Annotated in this window: 12 protein-coding genes and 1 tRNA gene; 6 read left to right on the forward strand and 7 right to left on the reverse strand. The window is 70.5% G+C overall.

The genetic code is table 11. The annotated features are described in order from the left end of the window. Positions 1-44 precede the first annotated feature (44 nt). Positions 45-452 carry a PPOX class F420-dependent oxidoreductase gene (locus tag ACFY1P_RS28335; RefSeq protein WP_390752200.1) on the forward strand — a complete coding sequence of 136 codons (408 nt, stop codon included), beginning with the start codon at positions 45-47 and terminating at the stop codon, positions 450-452. 84 nt (positions 453-536) lie between these two features. Here the strand turns inward: ACFY1P_RS28335 and ACFY1P_RS28340 are convergent, their stop codons facing one another. Then, on the reverse strand, positions 537-1760 hold the full coding sequence (locus ACFY1P_RS28340) for an acyltransferase family protein (protein WP_390752201.1): 1224 nt from the start codon (positions 1758-1760) through the stop codon (positions 537-539). Positions 1761-1934: 174 nt separating this feature from the next. Further along, positions 1935-3086: an acyltransferase gene (locus ACFY1P_RS28345; protein WP_361524196.1), complete on the reverse strand. Its 1152-nt coding sequence runs from the start codon at positions 3084-3086 to the stop codon at positions 1935-1937. Positions 3087-3269: 183 nt separating this feature from the next. Between ACFY1P_RS28345 and cysS the strand changes: the two genes are divergently transcribed. The 3 genes from cysS to ACFY1P_RS28360 all read left to right on the forward strand — a co-directional run bounded on the left by cysS (position 3270) and on the right by ACFY1P_RS28360 (position 7489). Beyond that, positions 3270-4664, forward strand: a complete 1395-nt coding sequence (cysS, locus tag ACFY1P_RS28350) for a cysteine--tRNA ligase (RefSeq protein ID WP_361524199.1) — start codon at positions 3270-3272, stop codon at positions 4662-4664. A gap of 106 nt (positions 4665-4770) precedes the next feature. Continuing rightward, positions 4771-5721: a 23S rRNA (guanosine(2251)-2'-O)-methyltransferase RlmB gene (gene rlmB, locus ACFY1P_RS28355; RefSeq protein ID WP_116213339.1), complete on the forward strand. Its 951-nt coding sequence runs from the start codon at positions 4771-4773 to the stop codon at positions 5719-5721. A 154-nt stretch (positions 5722-5875) separates the two neighbouring features. Beyond that, positions 5876-7489 (forward strand): DoxX family membrane protein, encoded by a 1614-nt coding sequence (locus tag ACFY1P_RS28360; RefSeq protein WP_390752202.1) that lies wholly within the window; start codon positions 5876-5878, stop codon positions 7487-7489. A 62-nt stretch (positions 7490-7551) separates the two neighbouring features. Here ACFY1P_RS28360 and ACFY1P_RS28365 read toward each other — a convergent pair whose 3' ends face one another. The 3 genes from ACFY1P_RS28365 to ACFY1P_RS28375 form a co-directional block, all read right to left on the reverse strand. Next, positions 7552-8268, reverse strand: coding sequence for a nucleotidyltransferase family protein (locus ACFY1P_RS28365; RefSeq protein ID WP_361524205.1), 717 nt, complete (start codon positions 8266-8268; stop codon positions 7552-7554). A gap of 105 nt (positions 8269-8373) precedes the next feature. Further along, entirely contained in the window at positions 8374-8790 is a 417-nt protein-coding gene (locus tag ACFY1P_RS28370) for a hypothetical protein (RefSeq protein ID WP_361524208.1), read from the reverse strand. Between the two features lie 629 nt (positions 8791-9419). Beyond that, entirely contained in the window at positions 9420-10547 is a 1128-nt protein-coding gene (locus ACFY1P_RS28375) for a sn-glycerol-3-phosphate ABC transporter ATP-binding protein UgpC (RefSeq protein ID WP_361524211.1), read from the reverse strand. 244 nt (positions 10548-10791) lie between these two features. Here ACFY1P_RS28375 and ACFY1P_RS28380 point away from each other — a divergent pair. Beyond that, a tRNA-Thr gene (locus ACFY1P_RS28380) sits at positions 10792-10865 on the forward strand. Between the two features lie 81 nt (positions 10866-10946). Here the strand turns inward: ACFY1P_RS28380 and ACFY1P_RS28385 are convergent. Continuing rightward, positions 10947-13109: an MMPL family transporter gene (locus ACFY1P_RS28385; RefSeq protein WP_361524214.1), complete on the reverse strand. Its 2163-nt coding sequence runs from the start codon at positions 13107-13109 to the stop codon at positions 10947-10949. A gap of 226 nt (positions 13110-13335) precedes the next feature. Here ACFY1P_RS28385 and ACFY1P_RS28390 point away from each other — a divergent pair, with 226 nt between their 5' ends. After that, complete coding sequence (locus ACFY1P_RS28390) at positions 13336-14475, forward strand: aminopeptidase P family protein (RefSeq protein WP_361524217.1); 1140 nt, start codon at positions 13336-13338, stop codon at positions 14473-14475. Positions 14476-14627: 152 nt separating this feature from the next. On the opposite strand, the gene ACFY1P_RS28395 is transcribed toward ACFY1P_RS28390, so the two are convergent. Then, positions 14628-16223: an MFS transporter gene (locus ACFY1P_RS28395; RefSeq protein WP_390752203.1), complete on the reverse strand. Its 1596-nt coding sequence runs from the start codon at positions 16221-16223 to the stop codon at positions 14628-14630. Between the last annotated feature and the right edge of the window lie 189 nt (positions 16224-16412).

The raw sequence follows: 16412 nt of genomic DNA on the forward strand, positions 1-16412 counted from the left end.
GTGCGTGAGGCCCGCCCAGCCGTCCCGAGGGAAGGATCCGCGCCGTGTCCGCCGCACTCTCCGACGACCTGAAGAAGCTCCTCGACGACACCCCCGTCTTCGCCACCGTGGGGACCCTCCAGCCTGACGGCAGCCCCCAGCTGTCCGTGACCTGGGTCGCGCGCGACGGGGACGACCTGCTGATCTCCACGACCGTCGGCCGCCGCAAGGAGAAGAACCTGCGGCGCGACCCGCGGGTCAGCGTGATGATCAACCCGCACAACGCGCCCTACACCTACGCGGAGGTGCGGGGGACGGCCACGCTGACCACCGAGGGCGGTCAGGAGCTGATCAACACGCTGTCCCGGAAATACACCGGGAAGGATTACGCGGACTTCAACCCGGCGGCGAAGGATGACGCGGAACGCGTCGTCGTGCGGGTGAGTCCGCGCAAGGTCGTCGGCTCGATCTGACGACGCCCCGCCGTGGACGGGCGGGCCGGGAGGCCGGCCCGCCCCGGGCGGGGCGTGCGGTCAGCGGTCGGACGTGACCGGCGGTCAGACGCGATCGGACTTGGCCGCGGCGCCCACGCGGTCCGGCTCGACGGGTTCGTAGAGCCGCACCCGCTTCGGCATCGGCAGCCCCTCGCGCGTCTGCGCGACCGCCGGGGCGGGAGCGGGCGGCGCCGAATTGCGGCGCATCTCGTCCATCCCCTTCAGCAGGCCCTTGCGCAGTCTCTTGCCCAGGGGCCGCTCCACGTACTTGTGCAGCAGCCAGGCCGCGCACAGCATCACCACGACCAGGCTCGGTACGAGCACGTGCGCGGGGATGCGGTCACGCAGGGCGTAGATGACGGTCATGCCGATGTACTGGTGGATCAGGTAGACCGGATAGGTGAGCGCACCCGCCGTCGACAGCCAGCGCCACTGCACGCGGTTGAGCTTGCCCAGCGCGATCAGTGCCATCACCGCGAAGGCCACGACGATGATCAGCGAGGCCGGCCAGGTCGGGACCGTGTGGCTGGCGTTGTCCGCCACTCGCCGCGGCACGTGGTGCAGGGCGAGCAGCAGCGACATGACCACGATGCCCCAGAGCAGCGCCGTGGGCTTGTAGCGGTACATCAGATAGAAGGCGATGCCCGCGATGAAGTACGGCGCGTAGAGCGGCATCGTCCACATGTCGAGGATCTTGCTGTCCACGCTGGACGCGGTGACCGCGGCCACCGTCCAGATGCCGCAGAAGAGCACGCACTTGCGGTACGTCACGCCGGTGGCGACGACGATCGCGAAGAGCACGTAGAACTTCAGCTCGATGAAGAGCGTCCAGTAGACACCGTCGACATCCCACACCCCGACGCCCGTCTGGAGCATGGTCAGGTTGGTGAGGACCGCGTCCCAGTTCTGCACCTGGCGCACCTGCGGCCACAGGGAGACCACGGTGGCGGTCAGGAAGATCGCCACCCAGTAGGCCGGATAGATCCGCGACGCCCGGGAGACCACGAAGTCGCCCAGCGAGCGGCCCCAGGTGCTCATGCAGATGACGAAACCGCTGATCAGGAAGAAGATCTCGACACCTGTCCACCCGTAGCGGGCGAACATCTGAAGGTGCGGGAAGATCTCCCGGGTGTCGCGGCCCCAGCCGCCGCGCAGGGCGACATAGTGGAACATCACGACCATCAGGGCCGCGATGATGCGGAGCCCGTCCAGGACATAGAGCCGCGGTGCCGACTGCTGGACGGCTGCCCGGCCGCCATCGAGTTCACCTCGTCTGGCGAAACGCATGTCGTCCTCTCCCATTGGCTTAAGTCGGCTCATCCTACGCAGGCCCATTCGTACGCATGCTGACATAGGAAGCCCCCGTGCTGCCGTGACAGTTATCTCCTGTCTCTCGCGTATTTCCAAGCCCCGCCCTGACGTGATCTTCACAAGGGTCCACGGATATCCGTACAAGGCAGGTCACCCCGCCCCGATATCGGTCGCCGCCCGGCGCAAACCGCGCCTGAGCGCTCCGGCGAGCGGACGTTCCACGTATCGGTGCACCAGCCACGCGGCCTGGAGCATTCCGAGGACGAGGGCCGGGAGCAGGACGTAGCGCGGCACCAGGCCGGCGGTGTGCCGGATGACCAGCCAGCCGACGCGTTCGTGGATCAGATAGAGCGGGTAGGTGAGCGCTCCGGCCGTGGTCAGCCACCGCCGGTCCAGCCGGCCGGTCCGGCCGAGCGCCACCGCCGCGACTGCCAGGAAGAACAGGGTCAGCAGCGCCGTCGTCGGCCAGTGCGGCACGTGCCGGCCCATGTGGCCTTCCGCACGTGCCTGGGCGTCCAGGAGGGCATGCTGGGCGATCAGGAAACAGCTGCCCACGATCAGCCAGAGCACCAGATTCGGGCGGAAGCGGTACATGAGGTAGAAGGCGATACCGGCGATGAAATACCAGCAGTCCTCAGGCATAAGGATCTGATCGAGCGCGGGGTTGTGCACCGCGGTGGCGACGGCCCCCGCGAATCCCCAGATCACGCAGAATCCGACGGCCCGCCGATAGGTCAGTCCCCGCCAGGCGATCAGCGCGAAGAGCAGGTAAAAGCGCATCTCGACCCAGAGCGTCCAGTAGACGCCGTCGACCGAGTCCACCCCTAGGGGTGATTGCAGCATCGTCAGATTGACGGCGACGTCCCTCGGACGGAGGGTTTCGTCCACCGCGGGCCACAAATAGACGGCGAGGGTGACGAGGAGCACTCCGAACCAGTACGCGGGGAAGAGCCGCGTGACGCGTGACACGGCGAACTGCCCGACGCTCCTGCCCCAGCAGCTCATGCAGATCACGAAGCCGCTGATGAGGAAGAACAGCTGCACACCCAGCCAGCCGTAGGACGCGGGCAGGAAGGCCGTCGGGAAGACCACCGCCGACGGCCGGGCCCAGACCCCGCTGCCGAAGGCCACGTAGTGGTACGCCACCACCATCAGCGCCGCGAGGAGCCGCAGTCCGTCCAGCGCGGCCAGCCGCCCGCGCCGCTCGCCGCCCTCCCGTCCGCACGCCGTCTCCAGCGGCCCGGCCGGCGGGCCCGGCCGTTCGGGGTGCTCCTGTTGAACCGGCAGAGTGGAGTGCAACACCCCTCCAGGTTTCCGCGGCGTCCCACCGGGCGTCGGCACCGAGAAGTTGGCTTCGTGCCGCGGAAGTTACCACGCGAAGTTATATTTTTGGCGCAATAAGCAAATAAGGGGCAAAACGTTCCGTCCGACGAATGAACCGGCCGTTTGCCCGGGGCACTCCCCGGAGCCCACTACCCTGGTTGCGTGACCATTCGCCTGTACGACACCAGCGCCCGGCAGATCCGTGACTTCTCCCCGCTCACGCCGGGCTGCGTCTCGATCTACCTCTGTGGCGCGACCGTGCAGGCCGCTCCGCACATCGGACATATCCGCTCCGGTCTCAACTTCGACATCATGCGCCGCTGGTTCACCTACCGCGGCTATGACGTGACCTTCGTACGCAACGTCACGGACATCGACGACAAGATCATCAAGAAGTCCGCCGAGCAGGGCCGCCCCTGGTGGTCGATCGGCTATGAGAACGAGCGCGCCTTCAACAGCGGTTACGACGTGCTCGGCTGCCTGCCCCCCACGTACGAACCGCGCGCCACCGGCCATGTCACCGAGATGGTCGAGATGATGCGCGGCCTCATCGAGCGCGGCCACGCCTACGAGGCGGAGGGCAACGTCTACTTCGACGTGCGCTCCTTCCCCGGCTACCTCGAGCTCTCCAACCAGGAGCTGGACAACCTCCTCCAGCCGTCCGGCGAGGGCGAGACCGGCAAGCGCGACCCCCGCGACTTCGCGATGTGGAAGGCCGCCAAGCCCGGCGAGCCCTCCTGGGAGACCCCGTGGGGCCGCGGCCGGCCGGGCTGGCACCTGGAGTGCTCGGCCATGGCGCACAAGTACCTCGGCGCGGCGTTCGACATCCACGGCGGCGGCCTGGACCTGATCTTCCCGCACCACGAGAACGAGATCGCCCAGGCCAAGGCCTTCGGTGACGACTTCGCCGCCTACTGGGTGCACAACGCCTGGGTCACCATGAGCGGCGAGAAGATGTCGAAGTCGCTCGGCAACTCCGTCCTCGTCTCCGAGATGGTCAAGCACTGGCGCCCGATCGTCCTGCGCTACTACCTCGGCACCCCGCACTACCGCTCGATGATCGAGTACAGCGAGGAGGCCCTGCGCGAGGCGGAGGCCGCCTTCGCGCGGATCGAGGGCTTCATCCAGCGGGTGGTGGAGAAGGCCGGTCCGGTCGAGCCCGCCGCCGAGGTGCCGCCCGCCTTCGCCGAGGCGATGGACGACGACCTGGGCGTCCCCCAGGCGCTGGCGATCGTCCACACCACCGTGCGCCAGGGCAACTCCGCGCTGACCGCCGACGACAAGGAATCCGCCGTCGCCCGGCTGGCCGAGGTCCGCGCCATGCTCGGCGTGCTCGGCCTCGACCCGCTCGACGCGCAGTGGGCCGATGCCACGAGCGGCCGCGGTGACGATCTGCACGGCGTCGTCGACTCGCTGGTCAGGCTGGTGCTCGAACAGCGCCAGGCCGCCCGCGGCCGCAAGGACTACGCCACCGCCGACGCCATCCGCGACCAGCTCCAGCAGGCGGGCCTCGCCATCGAGGACACCCCCTCCGGCCCGCGCTGGTCCCTGTCGTAGCGGGCCCGCACCCGAGCGTCGCCGCCCGTCCTGAGAGACACTTTTCGTACGTACGTTTACAAGAGCCACCCCGGTGGCTCTGAGCAGTGAAGAAACAGGTGCACCCATGGCCGGCAACAGCCAGCGCAGGAACCGCCGCACGTCCAACAAGAAGGGCGCGACGGTCGGCAGCGGCGGCAAGCGGCGCCGTGCCCTGGAGGGCAAGGGTCCGACCCCGCCCGCTTCCGAGCGCAAGGGCCACAAGAAGAACCGTCTCGCCAACGCCAAGGTCCGGCACGAGTCCAAGCGCCCCGCCCCGCGCCGCGGCGGCCCCAAGGGCACCAACGAGCTCGTCGTCGGCCGTAACTCCGTCGTCGAGGCGCTGCGCGAGGGCGTCCCCGCGAACACGCTCTACGTCCAGCAGTACCTGGACAACGACGAGCGCGTCCGCGAGGCGCTCCAGCTCGCCACGGACAAGGGCCTCAACCTCATGGAGGCCCCCCGCCCCGAGCTCGACCGGATGACGAACGGCCTCAACCACCAGGGCCTCGTCCTGTCGGTGCCGCCCTACGAGTACGCCCACCCCGACGACCTCACCGCCGCCGCCTTCGACGACGGCGAGGACCCGCTGATCGTCGCCCTCGACGGCATCACCGACCCGCGCAACCTCGGCGCCGTCGTCCGCTCCGTCTCCGCCTTCGGCGGCCACGGCGTCGTCGTCCCCGAGCGCCGCGCGGCCGGCATGACCGCCAGCGCCTGGAAGACCTCCGCGGGCACCGCCGCCCGTACGCCGGTGGCCCGCGCCACCAACATGACGCGGCTGCTGGAGTCGTACCAGAAGGCCGGGCTCGTGGTCGTCGGCCTGGCCGCCGACGGCGACGTCGAGCTGCACGAGCTGGAGGCGCTCGGCGGCCCCGTCGTCATCGTCGTCGGCAGCGAGGGCAAGGGCCTCTCCCGCCTCGTCGGCGAGACCTGCGACTTCCGGGTGCGGATCCCGATGCCCGGTGGCGCGGAATCCCTCAACGCCGGCGTCGCGGCCGGCGTCGTCCTCTACGAGGCCTCGCGCCGCCGCGCCTGACCTCTTGTGACCGCTCTCGGTCACAAAGCGACATCGAACGCCGGAAGGGCCGGTCAAACCAGCCCTTCCGGCGTTTGTCGTCTCACGATCTTGACGGGCCTCGGACAGTTCGAACCGGTCAAGGCAGTGTCCTAATCAGAAGTCACTCGGTTAGATGAGTGTGGACACCAGAACACCCCGCACACCCACGGGGGGAAGCTCTTCCGGGTACGACGACCAGCCCGCGCTGAGTACGGTGAAAGTGCCGTCCGACCCGGCGCAGATCGTCGTCAACCATCTGAGTTTCCGCGTGCAGCTCGCCCGGCCGCCGCGCGTCGCCCGCCAGTTCGCCGGGGTCGCCGACACGGCACAGCTGCCCACCGTCAAGGGCGCGGCCAGGCGCCGCGCCCCCGTGGTGTGGAGCGGCCGGACCCAACCCGGCGACGCGGCGCCCACCGAACTCCTGCAAGCCGTAAGGGACTCCGCGGCCGGGCCCGTGGGCACCGGCACGGACGCGGGCTCCACCCAGGTGCTGCCCCGGATCCGCGTCGACGGCCCCCCGCCCACGGTCGTCGGCCCCCGCGGCTCCACCGAGCACACCGGCCCCGGCGAGCTCGTCGACGCGGTCGGCCCGCAGACCCAACTGCTCCACGGCGTACGCCCCACGGACAGCGCGTACGACGAAGACCAGTACCAATACGAGCAGTTCGACGGCGAGGACGACGACACCGGCCGCAAGCGCGGCGGCAACGACTCCCTCCGGCACGCCTACTACCCCGGCCGCCGGATGAACCTCGGCGTCGTGCTCCTGCCGCTGCGGATCTTCCTCGGCCTCATCACCATCTACGCGGGCATGGGCAAGCTCTGCGACCCCGTCTACTTCGACGGCGGCCGCCGCGGCTCCATGGTCACCTGGCTGACCGCGCTGCACCCCTGGCCCATGGCCGCGCCCCTGCGGAGCCTCGCCCTCGCCCACCCCGTGGGCGCCGGGCTCACCGTCGCCTTTCTCCAGGTCGTCGTCGGCGTCCTCACCATCTTCGGCCTCTGGCAACGCCTCGCCGCCGGCATCGGCGTCCTGCTCTCCGCGGTCCTCCTGATGACCGTCAGCTGGCGCACCGTGCCCGTCTACAACGCGCCCGACATCGTCTACCTCGCGGCCTGGAGCCCCCTGGTCATCGCCGGGGCGCCCTTCTACTCCATCGACGGCCGCCTCGCCGGGGAAGCCTGGCGGCGCCTCGGTCCCCGCGCCGAGCTGTGGGACCTCCGCCGTCGGGTGCTCCGCCGGGGCACGGTCATGGCGACCGTCGTCATCGGCCTGTCCCTGATCATCGGTTCGACGCTGGGTGGTGCCGTGCGCTCCTCGGAGACCGTGCGCACCCCCGGCCCGAGCGACCCGCCCGTCAACAACCTCCCCGGCACGCCGCTCCCGCAGACCCCGGGCACCGGCGCGCCGACCCGGGGCGGCCACGGGTCGGCCACCCCCGGCACCCCCAAGCCCACCCCCTCGGGCAGGAAGACCGCCACGCCCTCCGCCACCGCGCCCGCCGTCCCCGGCACCGCGCGGGCCCCGGAGAGCACGGCGGGCGCCGCCGGGCACCCGGGCGCCAGCCAGGGCGCGCACTCCACGCCGCAGACGCACGAGCGGCCCGCCGCTCCCGCGGCGCCGCGCAGCCCCTCCGGCTCGTCCGCCGCGAACGGCTCCACGGGCGGCGGCACGGGCTCCTCGGGCAACTCCTCCTCCGGCGGCTCGACCGGCGGCGGAGGGGCCCTGGGCGGCCTCCTCGGCTGAGCCGCACGACGAAGCGCCCCCGCACCCCTGCAAAGGGTGCGGGGGCGCTTTCGCGCGGCCTGTCAGCCTGCGAGCTCCTTGGCGGCCTCGGTCAGGTCCTTCGCCGTGTCGATGGCCCGCCAGTACGCACCGTGCGGCAGCGGATAGCCGGCCAGCCGGCGCTCGCGCGCGAGGCGCGGGAAGGTGGTGCGCTCGTGGTCGCCGCGCTCGGGCAGCAGGGCGGTGAAGGCCGCGGAGAAGACGTAGACACCCGCGTTGATCAGATACGGCGAGGGCGGCGACTCGATGAAGTCGAGGACGTGGCCGAACTCGTCGGTCTCCACGGCTCCCCAGGGGATCCGGGGCCGGGCCAGGGCCAGGGTGGCCGTCGCGTCACGCTCGTGGTGGAAGGCGGCCATCTCGCGGAGCGAGAAGCGGGTCCAGATGTCGCCGTTGGTGGCGTACCAGGGGCGGTCGGGGTGCGGCAGCGACGCGGCCGCGAACTTGAGCCCGCCACCGCGGCCCAGGGGCTCCGGCTCCACCACGGTGGTCACCCGGAGCGGCAGTTCGGCCGACACGAGCCAGTCCTGGAGGACCTCCGCCAGATGGCCGCAGGAGACGACCGCGTCGGTGACTCCCTCGGCGGCGAGCCAGGCAAGCTGATGGCCGATGATCGGGGTCCCGGTGCCGGGGATCTCGACCATCGGCTTGGGTCGGTCGTCGGTGTACGGGCGAAGCCGCGACCCTTGGCCTCCGGCCAGGACGACGGCTTGGGTGGGGTACGCGTGCGTGCCGGTCATGCTCCGCACGATATGCCGTGGCCCGGGCGGGGGTGCGGGCGGCAGCGCGCGCGGTCGTACGGGTGGTCGTGCGGGTGGTGCGGCGGCCGGGCCCGGGGGCGGCGCTCAGTGGGCCTGGGCGACGCCGGACGCGAACGAGGTGTCGCAGACGGGCCGGGAGAACTTCTGGGCCTGCTTGGCGCCGTACTTGGCGACCGCGGCACGGCCCAGCGCACGCGCCAGCTCGGCGCAGTGCTGGGCGAGCGACGGACGGCCGTTGGTGGCGGCCTGGAGGTGCGTGAGCGCGGCGCCGGGGTTCTTCACCTGGAGCTCGGTCAACAGCTGGTCGCGCAGCACCTCGTACGGCGCGCGGGCTGCCTTGGCCTGGGTGGAGGCGGTGTCGGACGAAGCGGTCAGCACCTGCGAGTCGGCACTCGGCGCGGCCCACGGTACGCGGGTCACGGCGAGGGTCCCGGAGAGGACCAGCACGACGGGGAGGACGAGGGCGAGGGTTCTGCCGATGCGGCGGGCGGCCTGGTTCATGTCGCAGATGGTAGCGAGGGGTAATGATATGGCGACATTTAGTCACCCGGTCGAGCGAAGGATTCGAGGTTTATCGCGGGACGTGGGTTGACGTACGCGCTCGAAAAGGTGACGGGTGTCGGGCTTGGGGGTGCTGCCTACGCCTGCGCCTGCGGCGAGCTTTGTTCTGCCCCGTCCCTTCCCGGCTGGGGCGCGTGCCCCAGGCCCCCGGCTGCGGGTGCGTTGTCGCCTGCGGCGCTTTGTTCCCCTACCCCGCCCCTTCCCGAAACTGGGGCGCTGCCCCAGACCCCAACCGCGGGCCCGTTGCCTCCCCCAGCGGCCTCCCCCAGACTCCGTCCGGGGGCGCCCCCAGAGGTGCCCCCAACGGGTTGGTTGTTGCCCGGAACGGGCCTTGATGTCGCTCTCCGGTGGGAGGGGGTGGGGTCGGAGGGTGAGGTTCTGGAGCGCGGTGCGACTTCACGGCACCCAATACGCAGAACGGTGCCCGCACCGCGTTCCAGGTCCCCAGCCCGGAGGCCCCACCCCCGGCACCCACCACAAACCCAGCCCGGCCGGCGTTTGAGGCCGCCCGCCGCAGGCGCAACGCACCCGCAGACAAAAACGAACCCGCACCCACCCCCCCGCCCCACCTAGTCGCTCAGCCGCTCCCCCGAAGACGTCGAGAAGACGTGAAGCTCGCCCGCCCGCGGAACCACCCGCAGGAGAGCCCCCTTCTCCGGGACGTTGCGGCCGTTGACGCGGACCACGAGGTCCTTGCGGTCGTCGCCGACCTCCGCCGTGCCGTAGACGTAGCCGTCCGCGCCGAGTTCCTCGACGACGTTGACCGTGACGGCGAGGCCGGCGGGGGCCTCCTTGGCGGAGGAGGGGGCGGTGGAGCCGCCCTGCTCGATGACGTCGAAGTGCTCGGGCCGGACGCCGACCGTCACCGTGCGGTCGCCCCGGTCCGCGGCGGCGGAGAGCGCCTCGCGGGAGACGGGCACGACGCTGTTGCCGAACTTCACGCCGCCGTCGGTGATCGGGACCTCGACGAGGTTCATGGCGGGGGAGCCGATGAAGCCGGCGACGAAGAGGTTGGCGGGGCGGTCGTACATGTTGCGCGGCGAGTCGACCTGCTGGAGCAGGCCGTCCTTGAGCACGGCCACCCGGTCGCCCATGGTCATGGCCTCGACCTGGTCGTGGGTCACGTAGACCGTGGTGATGCCGAGGCGCCGCTGGAGCCCGGCGATCTGGGTGCGGGTCTGGACGCGCAGCTTGGCGTCGAGGTTGGACAGCGGCTCGTCCATGAGGAACACCTGCGGCTCGCGGACGATCGCGCGGCCCATGGCCACGCGCTGCCGCTGGCCGCCGGAGAGCGCCTTGGGCTTGCGGCCGAGGTACTCCGTGAGGTCCAGGATCTTCGCCGCGTCCTCGACCTTCTGCCGGATCTCCGCCTTGTTGACGCCCGCGATCTTCAGGGCGAAGCCCATGTTGTCGGCGACGGTCATGTGCGGGTAGAGCGCGTAGTTCTGGAACACCATGGCGATGTCCCGGTCCTTGGGCGGCAGGTGGGTGACGTCGCGGTCGCCGATGCGGATCGCCCCGCCGTTGACGTCCTCCAGCCCCGCGAGCATGCGCAGCGAGGTGGACTTGCCGCAGCCGGAGGGCCCGACGAGGACGAGGAACTCGCCGTCCTCGATCGCGATGTCGAGCTGGTCGACGGCGGGCTTGTCGCTCCCCGGGTAGATCCGGGTCGCCTTGTCGTACGTGACCGTAGCCATGGTTCGAGATCCCTTCACCGGCAGGAACGTGCCGGACGATCCGAGTAAAAGGAGTGGTCCAGTCCAATTGGACGGGCTGCCGGTGACGCTACCCGGGGGAAGGGCCGTTGTCAGCAGGGGAGCGGGCGAAACCTTCGCGTGCCCGCGTTCCGGCGCTCCGGGGGGCGGGGCAACTCTGTGGCTGGCCGCGGGAGGCGCTGTGTAGAGTGGGGCAGCGTTCGTGGGCGCCGCCCGCGTGCGTCGTGCCGCCTTAGCTCAGTTGGCCAGAGCGTCGCTCTTGTAAAGCGAGGGTCGTCGGTTCGAATCCGACAGGCGGCTCGTGTCAGCGCTGAACAGCGCGCGAATCGGCCCTCCGTGATCTTTCACGGAGGGCCGATGTCGTTCACTGTCGCGTACGGATCAGCTCCGTACCTCCTCGTTCCGCGACCAGCTCGGTGCCGTGCCCGCCTGCTCCGCCGGCTCCGCCCGCGGTGCGTCCTGGTGGCCCGGCCACCACGCCTTGTGGCCGAGGAGCGAGGTCACGGTCGGGACCAGCAGCATGGCCATGATGAAGGCCGTGAGCAGGATGCCGAAGGCGACCGCGAAGCCCATCTGCTGGAGCATGGAGTTGTCGGCCAGCATCAGGACGCCGAAGGTGCCCGCCAGGATGATCGCCGCGGAGGAGATCGTCGGTGCCGAGCGGGAGACGGCCGTGCGGATGGCCTCGCGGGCCGGGACGCCGCGGCGGACCTCCTCGCGCAGGCGGGCCACCATGAGGATGTTGTAGTCAGTGCCGATGGCGACGACGAAGAGATAGACGATGATCGGCAGCATGAACAGCAGGCCGTTCTTGTGCTGCATGTCCTGGAAGAGCCAGACGGTCGCGCCGAGCGTCGCGCCGAAGCCCAGGGCGACGGAGATCATCAGATAGAGCGGCGCCACCAGGCTGCGGAGCAGCAGCCCCAGGATGATCATGATGGCGAGGCCGGCGACGGGGAAGACGACCGTGTAGTCGTGGGTGACGGCCTTCTCGACGTCGGAGAGCACGGCCGAGGTGCCGCCGACGACGGCCTTGGTGCCCTCGGGCGCGGCGGCGTGCGCGCCGTCGCGGAGCGAGCCGCCGGCCAGCTCGATGGCCTTGTCCTCGGTGGGGCGGTACTTCAGGACGACGCTGTACTGCGCGACGCTCCGGTCGGGGCTGGTGGCGGTGAGCGCGGCGGAGCCGACGCCGTCGAGCTTCGCGAGCTTGTCGCGGTATGTGTCCAGGGCGCCCTTGTCGAGCGGGGTGCCCGCCTCGGACTGGACGTAGATCATCGCGGGGTCGGACTGGCCTGCGGAGAAGCCCCGCTGGAGGTCCTTCATCGCCTGGACGGACTCCAGCTTCTGCGGCAGCTGGCTGTCGGTGTCGAACTCGGCCTTGAAGCTGAACGTGCCGATGGCGAGCACGGCCAGGACCAGGGCGGAGGCGGCCCCGATGAGTCCCGGGCGGCGGGCGACGGCCGAGCCGAGGCCGCCCGCGATGCGGTTGCGCGGCTTCTTCTTCCACGACTTGGACGGCCAGAACGCCTTGGTGCCGAGGAGGGAGAAGACGGCCGGCACGAGGGTGAGCGCGGCCACGAGGGTCACGCCGACGGAGATCGCCAGCGACGGGCCCATCGCGCGCATCATGCCCATGGTCGAGAGCAGCAGGGCGAGGAAGGCGACGATGACGGCGCCCGCGGCGGAGGCGATGGTCTCGCCGACCCGGGCGACGGCGTTGACGAGCGCGTTCTTGGGCTGTTCGCCGGCCCGCAGTTCCTCGCGGTAGCGGAAGAGGAGGAAGAGGATGTAGTCGGTGCCGACGCCGAAGAGCACGACGATGAGGATCGCGGATATGGAGTTGTCCGCCTTGAGGCCGCCGAGGTGGGCCACGGTGCCGATGAGTCCGAGGGCGACGGAGAAGACGACGCCGATGATCAGCACGGGCAGCAGGGCGATCAGCGGGCTGCGGAAGATGACGAGCAGCAGGACGACGATCAGGAGGAGGGTCGCCGACATGATCATGGAGTCGGTGTCGCCCGAGGACTCCTTGGCGTCGAGCGCGGTGGCCGCCTGACCGGTGATGCCGACCTTCAACTGGGTGCCGCTCAACAGGGATTTGGCGTCCGAGCGGAGGTCCTTGACCGCGTCGGGGACGGTGCTGTCCTGGGAGTTGCGGTCGACGGCGACGATATTGGCGAGGGCGATCTCACCGTTGGGCGAGACGGCCTCGGGGCTGGTCGCCACCTTGGCTATGCCCTTGTGGTGCTTGGCGTCCAGGCCCTGGGTGATCCGGGCGACGGCGTCCTTGTCGCTCTGGGTGAGCTTGCCGCCGTCGGTCCGCTGGAACACGGCGATCGCGGAGGGCTGTTGGGTCTGCGGGAATGCCTTCTCCTGAAGTTTCCCGGCCTGTACGGACTCGTAATGCGAAGGGAGGAATTCCGTTTCATCGGTTGTCGACTTCAAACCGGGGGCGAGCATGGCGAGTGCCACTGCCGCGATGATCCAGCCCGCTATGGTCAGCCAGGGGCGGTGGACGGCGAACCGTCCGATCCGTCGGAACATGGTGCTCCTTCAACGTGTGGTCCAGCGCTGCCCGGCGGAAGAACGACAACGGAATGAGTTCAGTTCGGGCGTCAACACGCTAGGGCTGCGGGATTCCCCTCCACAACGAAATCAGGGGGAAATCGGTCCTGGGTCGGGGTGCTTCTCCTCCGGGCGGATGAGGGGCCCTCACCCGTGAGGTAGAGAAATCGCTGCCGACCGCCTCCGTCCGGATTACGCTGCCTTCATGAGCGATGCCGCCGATCCCGCCCCCGCCGGGGCGACCGAGGGGTCCAAGGTCCTGGCCGCCCGCATGGAGCGCGCCGCCGTCTCGGCCGCCGAGGCGGGGCTGGCCGGTCTGCTGGTCACGCCCGGCCCCGACCTCGCCTGGCTGACGGGCTACCGCCCGCACACCACGGAGCGGCTCACCGCGCTGCTGCTGGCGCCCGGCCGCCGGCCGCAGCTGCTGGTCCCGGCGCTGGAGGCGCCGGACGCCGAACGGGCGGCGGGCGCCCACGCGTTGACGATCACGGGCTGGACGGACGGCCAGGATCCGTATGCCGCGCTGGCCCCGCTGCTGGACCCGCGCGGCCGCTACGGCGTCTCGGACAGCGCCTGGGCGCTGCACCTGCTGGCCTTCCAGCGGGCCTGCCCGGGTGTGGCCTTCGGGGCGTTCACGGAGCTGCTGCCGATGCTGCGCGCGGTCAAGGACGCGTACGAGGTGGAGCGGCTCGCGGCGGCCGGTGCGGCGGCGGACGCGACGTACGAGGACATCGTGCGGCTGCGCTTCGCGGGGCGGCGCGAGCGGGACGTGGCGGCGGATCTGGCGCGGCTGCTGCGTGAACACGGCCACAGCCAGGTGGACTTCACGGTGGTCGGCGCGGGCGCCCACAGCGCCAATCCGCACCACGACGCGGGCGACAAGGTCATCGAGGACGGTGACATGGTCGTCATGGACTTCGGCGGCCTCATGGACGGCTACGGCTCCGACACCACCCGTACGGTCCACGTGGGCGAGCCGACCGCCGAGGAGCGCAAGGTGCACGACGTGGTGCGCGAGGCGCAGCAGGCGGCATTCGAGGCCGTGCGGCCGGGGGTGGCCTGCCAGGAGATCGACCGGGTGGCCCGCAAGGTCATCCGGGCCGCCGGATACGGCGAATACTTCATCCACCGCACCGGCCACGGCATCGGTGTGACCACCCACGAACCGCCTTATATGGTCGAGGGCGAACACCTCCCGTTGCGCCCCGGAATGTGTTTCTCCATCGAACCGGGCATTTATCTGCCGGGCCGCTTCGGCGTCCGTGTCGAGGACATTGTGACCTGCACGGAGTCGGCGGGCCGCCGGCTGAACAACACCGCGCGGGAACTGCTGGTGGTGCGGTGAGGGGGGCGGGGCGCGAAGTGCGGCTCTCCCCGGCGGAGTTGCACCACAGCTTCCGATAACCCTCGGTGCGTGCCCGTGGGTATTCACCGAGGGCTCGTTCGGCGCGTGCCGGTGTGCGTCGGTGCGTGTCGGTGCGAAGGGAATTCGGGCGGTCAGGCCGGGGGTTCGCCCGGTTCGCAGGCTCGCATGTGGTGGCGTTCCTCGGCTTCCGTCCGGGCTGGATCCGGTGGGGGCGCGGTGTGTTTGGGGGCGCCCGTGGTGACGAGGAGGCTGCTCGTCGCGGCGGCGAGGAGCATGATGGCCGAGGCCCAGCCGATGGCGACGTTGAAGCCGTGGACCACGCCCGTCTTCACGACGGCGTCCCGGGCGGCCGGGGTGAGCTGTCCGCCCGCCTCGGCGGTGGCGGTCCTCAGGTGGGCCGCGACGTATGTGGCGCTGGTGGAGGTCGCGATGGTGTTGAGGAGCGCCGTACCGATCGAACCGCCCACCTGCTGGGCGGTGTTGACCGTCGCGGAGGTGACGCCGGAGTCCCGCGGAGCCACCCCCGATGTCGCGGTGGCCATCACCGGCATGAAGATCAGGCCCATGCCGAGGCCCACCAGGATCTCCGCCGGCAGGACGTGCGAGACGTACGCGGGCTCCACCGGCAGGAAGGTCAGCAGGAAGAGCCCGGCGGCGGCCAGCAGCGCGCCCGGTGCCATCAGGGCCCGCGGCGGCACGTGCGTCATCAGCCGTGCGGAGATCTGCGTGGAGCCGGTGACGATCGCGGCGGTCATCGGCAGGAAGGCCAGGCCCGTCTTGACCGGGGAGTAGCCGCACACGACCTGGAGGTAGTACGTCATGAACAGGAACATCCCGAACATGGCGATGACCGCGAGCGCCATCGTCAGCACCGACCCCGCGCGGTTGCGGTCGCGCAGTATGCGCAAGGGGAGCAGGGGGCTCGGGGCCCGCTTCTGCCACCAGGTGAACAGGCTCAGCAGCGCGGCGCCGCCGAGCAGCAGGCCCAGCACGCGCGCGTCGCCCCAGCCGCGCGGCTCGGCCTCGCTGCACCCGTAGACGATCGCCACGAGGCCCCCGCAGCCCAGCAGCACGCCCGGGATGTCCAGCCGCGGCCTGCCCTCGCCGCGGCGGCGGTCGTCGTGGAGGAACGCTCCGGCGCCGAGGAAGGTGATGATCGCGATCGGGGTGTTCACATACAGGCACCAGCGCCAGTTGAGGTATTCGGTCAGCAGGCCGCCGGCGATCAGGCCGATCGCCGAGCCGCCGGCCGCGATCGCGCCGTAGATGCCGAACGCCTTGCTGCGCTCGCGCACATCGGTGAACGTGGTGGTGAGCAGGGACAGCGCGGACGGTGCCAGCAGCGCGCCGAACGCGCCCTGGAGCGCCCGGGACATGAAGAGCATCCCCGAGGTCTGCGCGGCGCCGCCGAGCGCGGACGCGGCGGCGAAGCCGACGAGCCCGGTCATGAAGGTGAGCTTGCGTCCGACGAGGTCGGCGATCTTGCCGCCGAGCAGCAGCAGGCCGCCGAACGCGAGGGTGTAGGCCGTGATGACCCACTGCCGGTTGCCGTCGGACATGTGGAGGGCGCGCTGCGCGGACGGCAGGGCGATGTTCACGATGGTGGCGTCGAGGACGACCATGAGCTGCGCTGTGCCGATGACGACCAGACCCCACCAACGACGGGGGTCGGGTGCGGTCCGAGCGGCGGATGGGGGAGGTATAGGGCCCGTATTCATGGAGCTCATCGGAACCTGCTCTCGCGTCCGATTCGGTGCGTATGCGGTTGTGCGCGGCGCGTATACCCATGCGCTCACGCGCGCCATCCAGACTAGGCCCGACGGGGGACCTCCGCCTGCTGGAAGGCGGCTTGATTTCGCCCCTCGGCGCCGGACTGAAGCGCTCCGGGGCACGGCATCAGGCCCATGAGGCGGATG

Source organism: Streptomyces sp. NPDC001407, assembly GCF_042895325.1.
Classification (GTDB): domain Bacteria; phylum Actinomycetota; class Actinomycetes; order Streptomycetales; family Streptomycetaceae; genus Streptomyces.

Bases quoted from the DNA above. Each gene is read 5' to 3' on its own strand.
- ACFY1P_RS28340 (WP_390752201.1), bottom strand. From the start codon at position 1,760: ATGCGTTTCGCCAGACGAGGTGAACTCGATGGCGGCCGGGCAGCCGTC.
- rlmB (WP_116213339.1), top strand. From the start codon at position 4,771: ATGGCCGGCAACAGCCAGCGCAGGAACCGCCGCACGTCCAACAAGAAG.
- ACFY1P_RS28360 (WP_390752202.1), top strand. From the start codon at position 5,876: ATGAGTGTGGACACCAGAACACCCCGCACACCCACGGGGGGAAGCTCT.
- ACFY1P_RS28365 (WP_361524205.1), bottom strand. From the start codon at position 8,268: ATGACCGGCACGCACGCGTACCCCACCCAAGCCGTCGTCCTGGCCGGA.
- ACFY1P_RS28370 (WP_361524208.1), bottom strand. From the start codon at position 8,790: ATGAACCAGGCCGCCCGCCGCATCGGCAGAACCCTCGCCCTCGTCCTC.
- ACFY1P_RS28375 (WP_361524211.1), bottom strand. From the start codon at position 10,547: ATGGCTACGGTCACGTACGACAAGGCGACCCGGATCTACCCGGGGAGC.
- ACFY1P_RS28385 (WP_361524214.1), bottom strand. From the start codon at position 13,109: ATGTTCCGACGGATCGGACGGTTCGCCGTCCACCGCCCCTGGCTGACC.
- ACFY1P_RS28390 (WP_361524217.1), top strand. From the start codon at position 13,336: ATGAGCGATGCCGCCGATCCCGCCCCCGCCGGGGCGACCGAGGGGTCC.
- ACFY1P_RS28395 (WP_390752203.1), bottom strand. From the start codon at position 16,223: ATGAGCTCCATGAATACGGGCCCTATACCTCCCCCATCCGCCGCTCGG.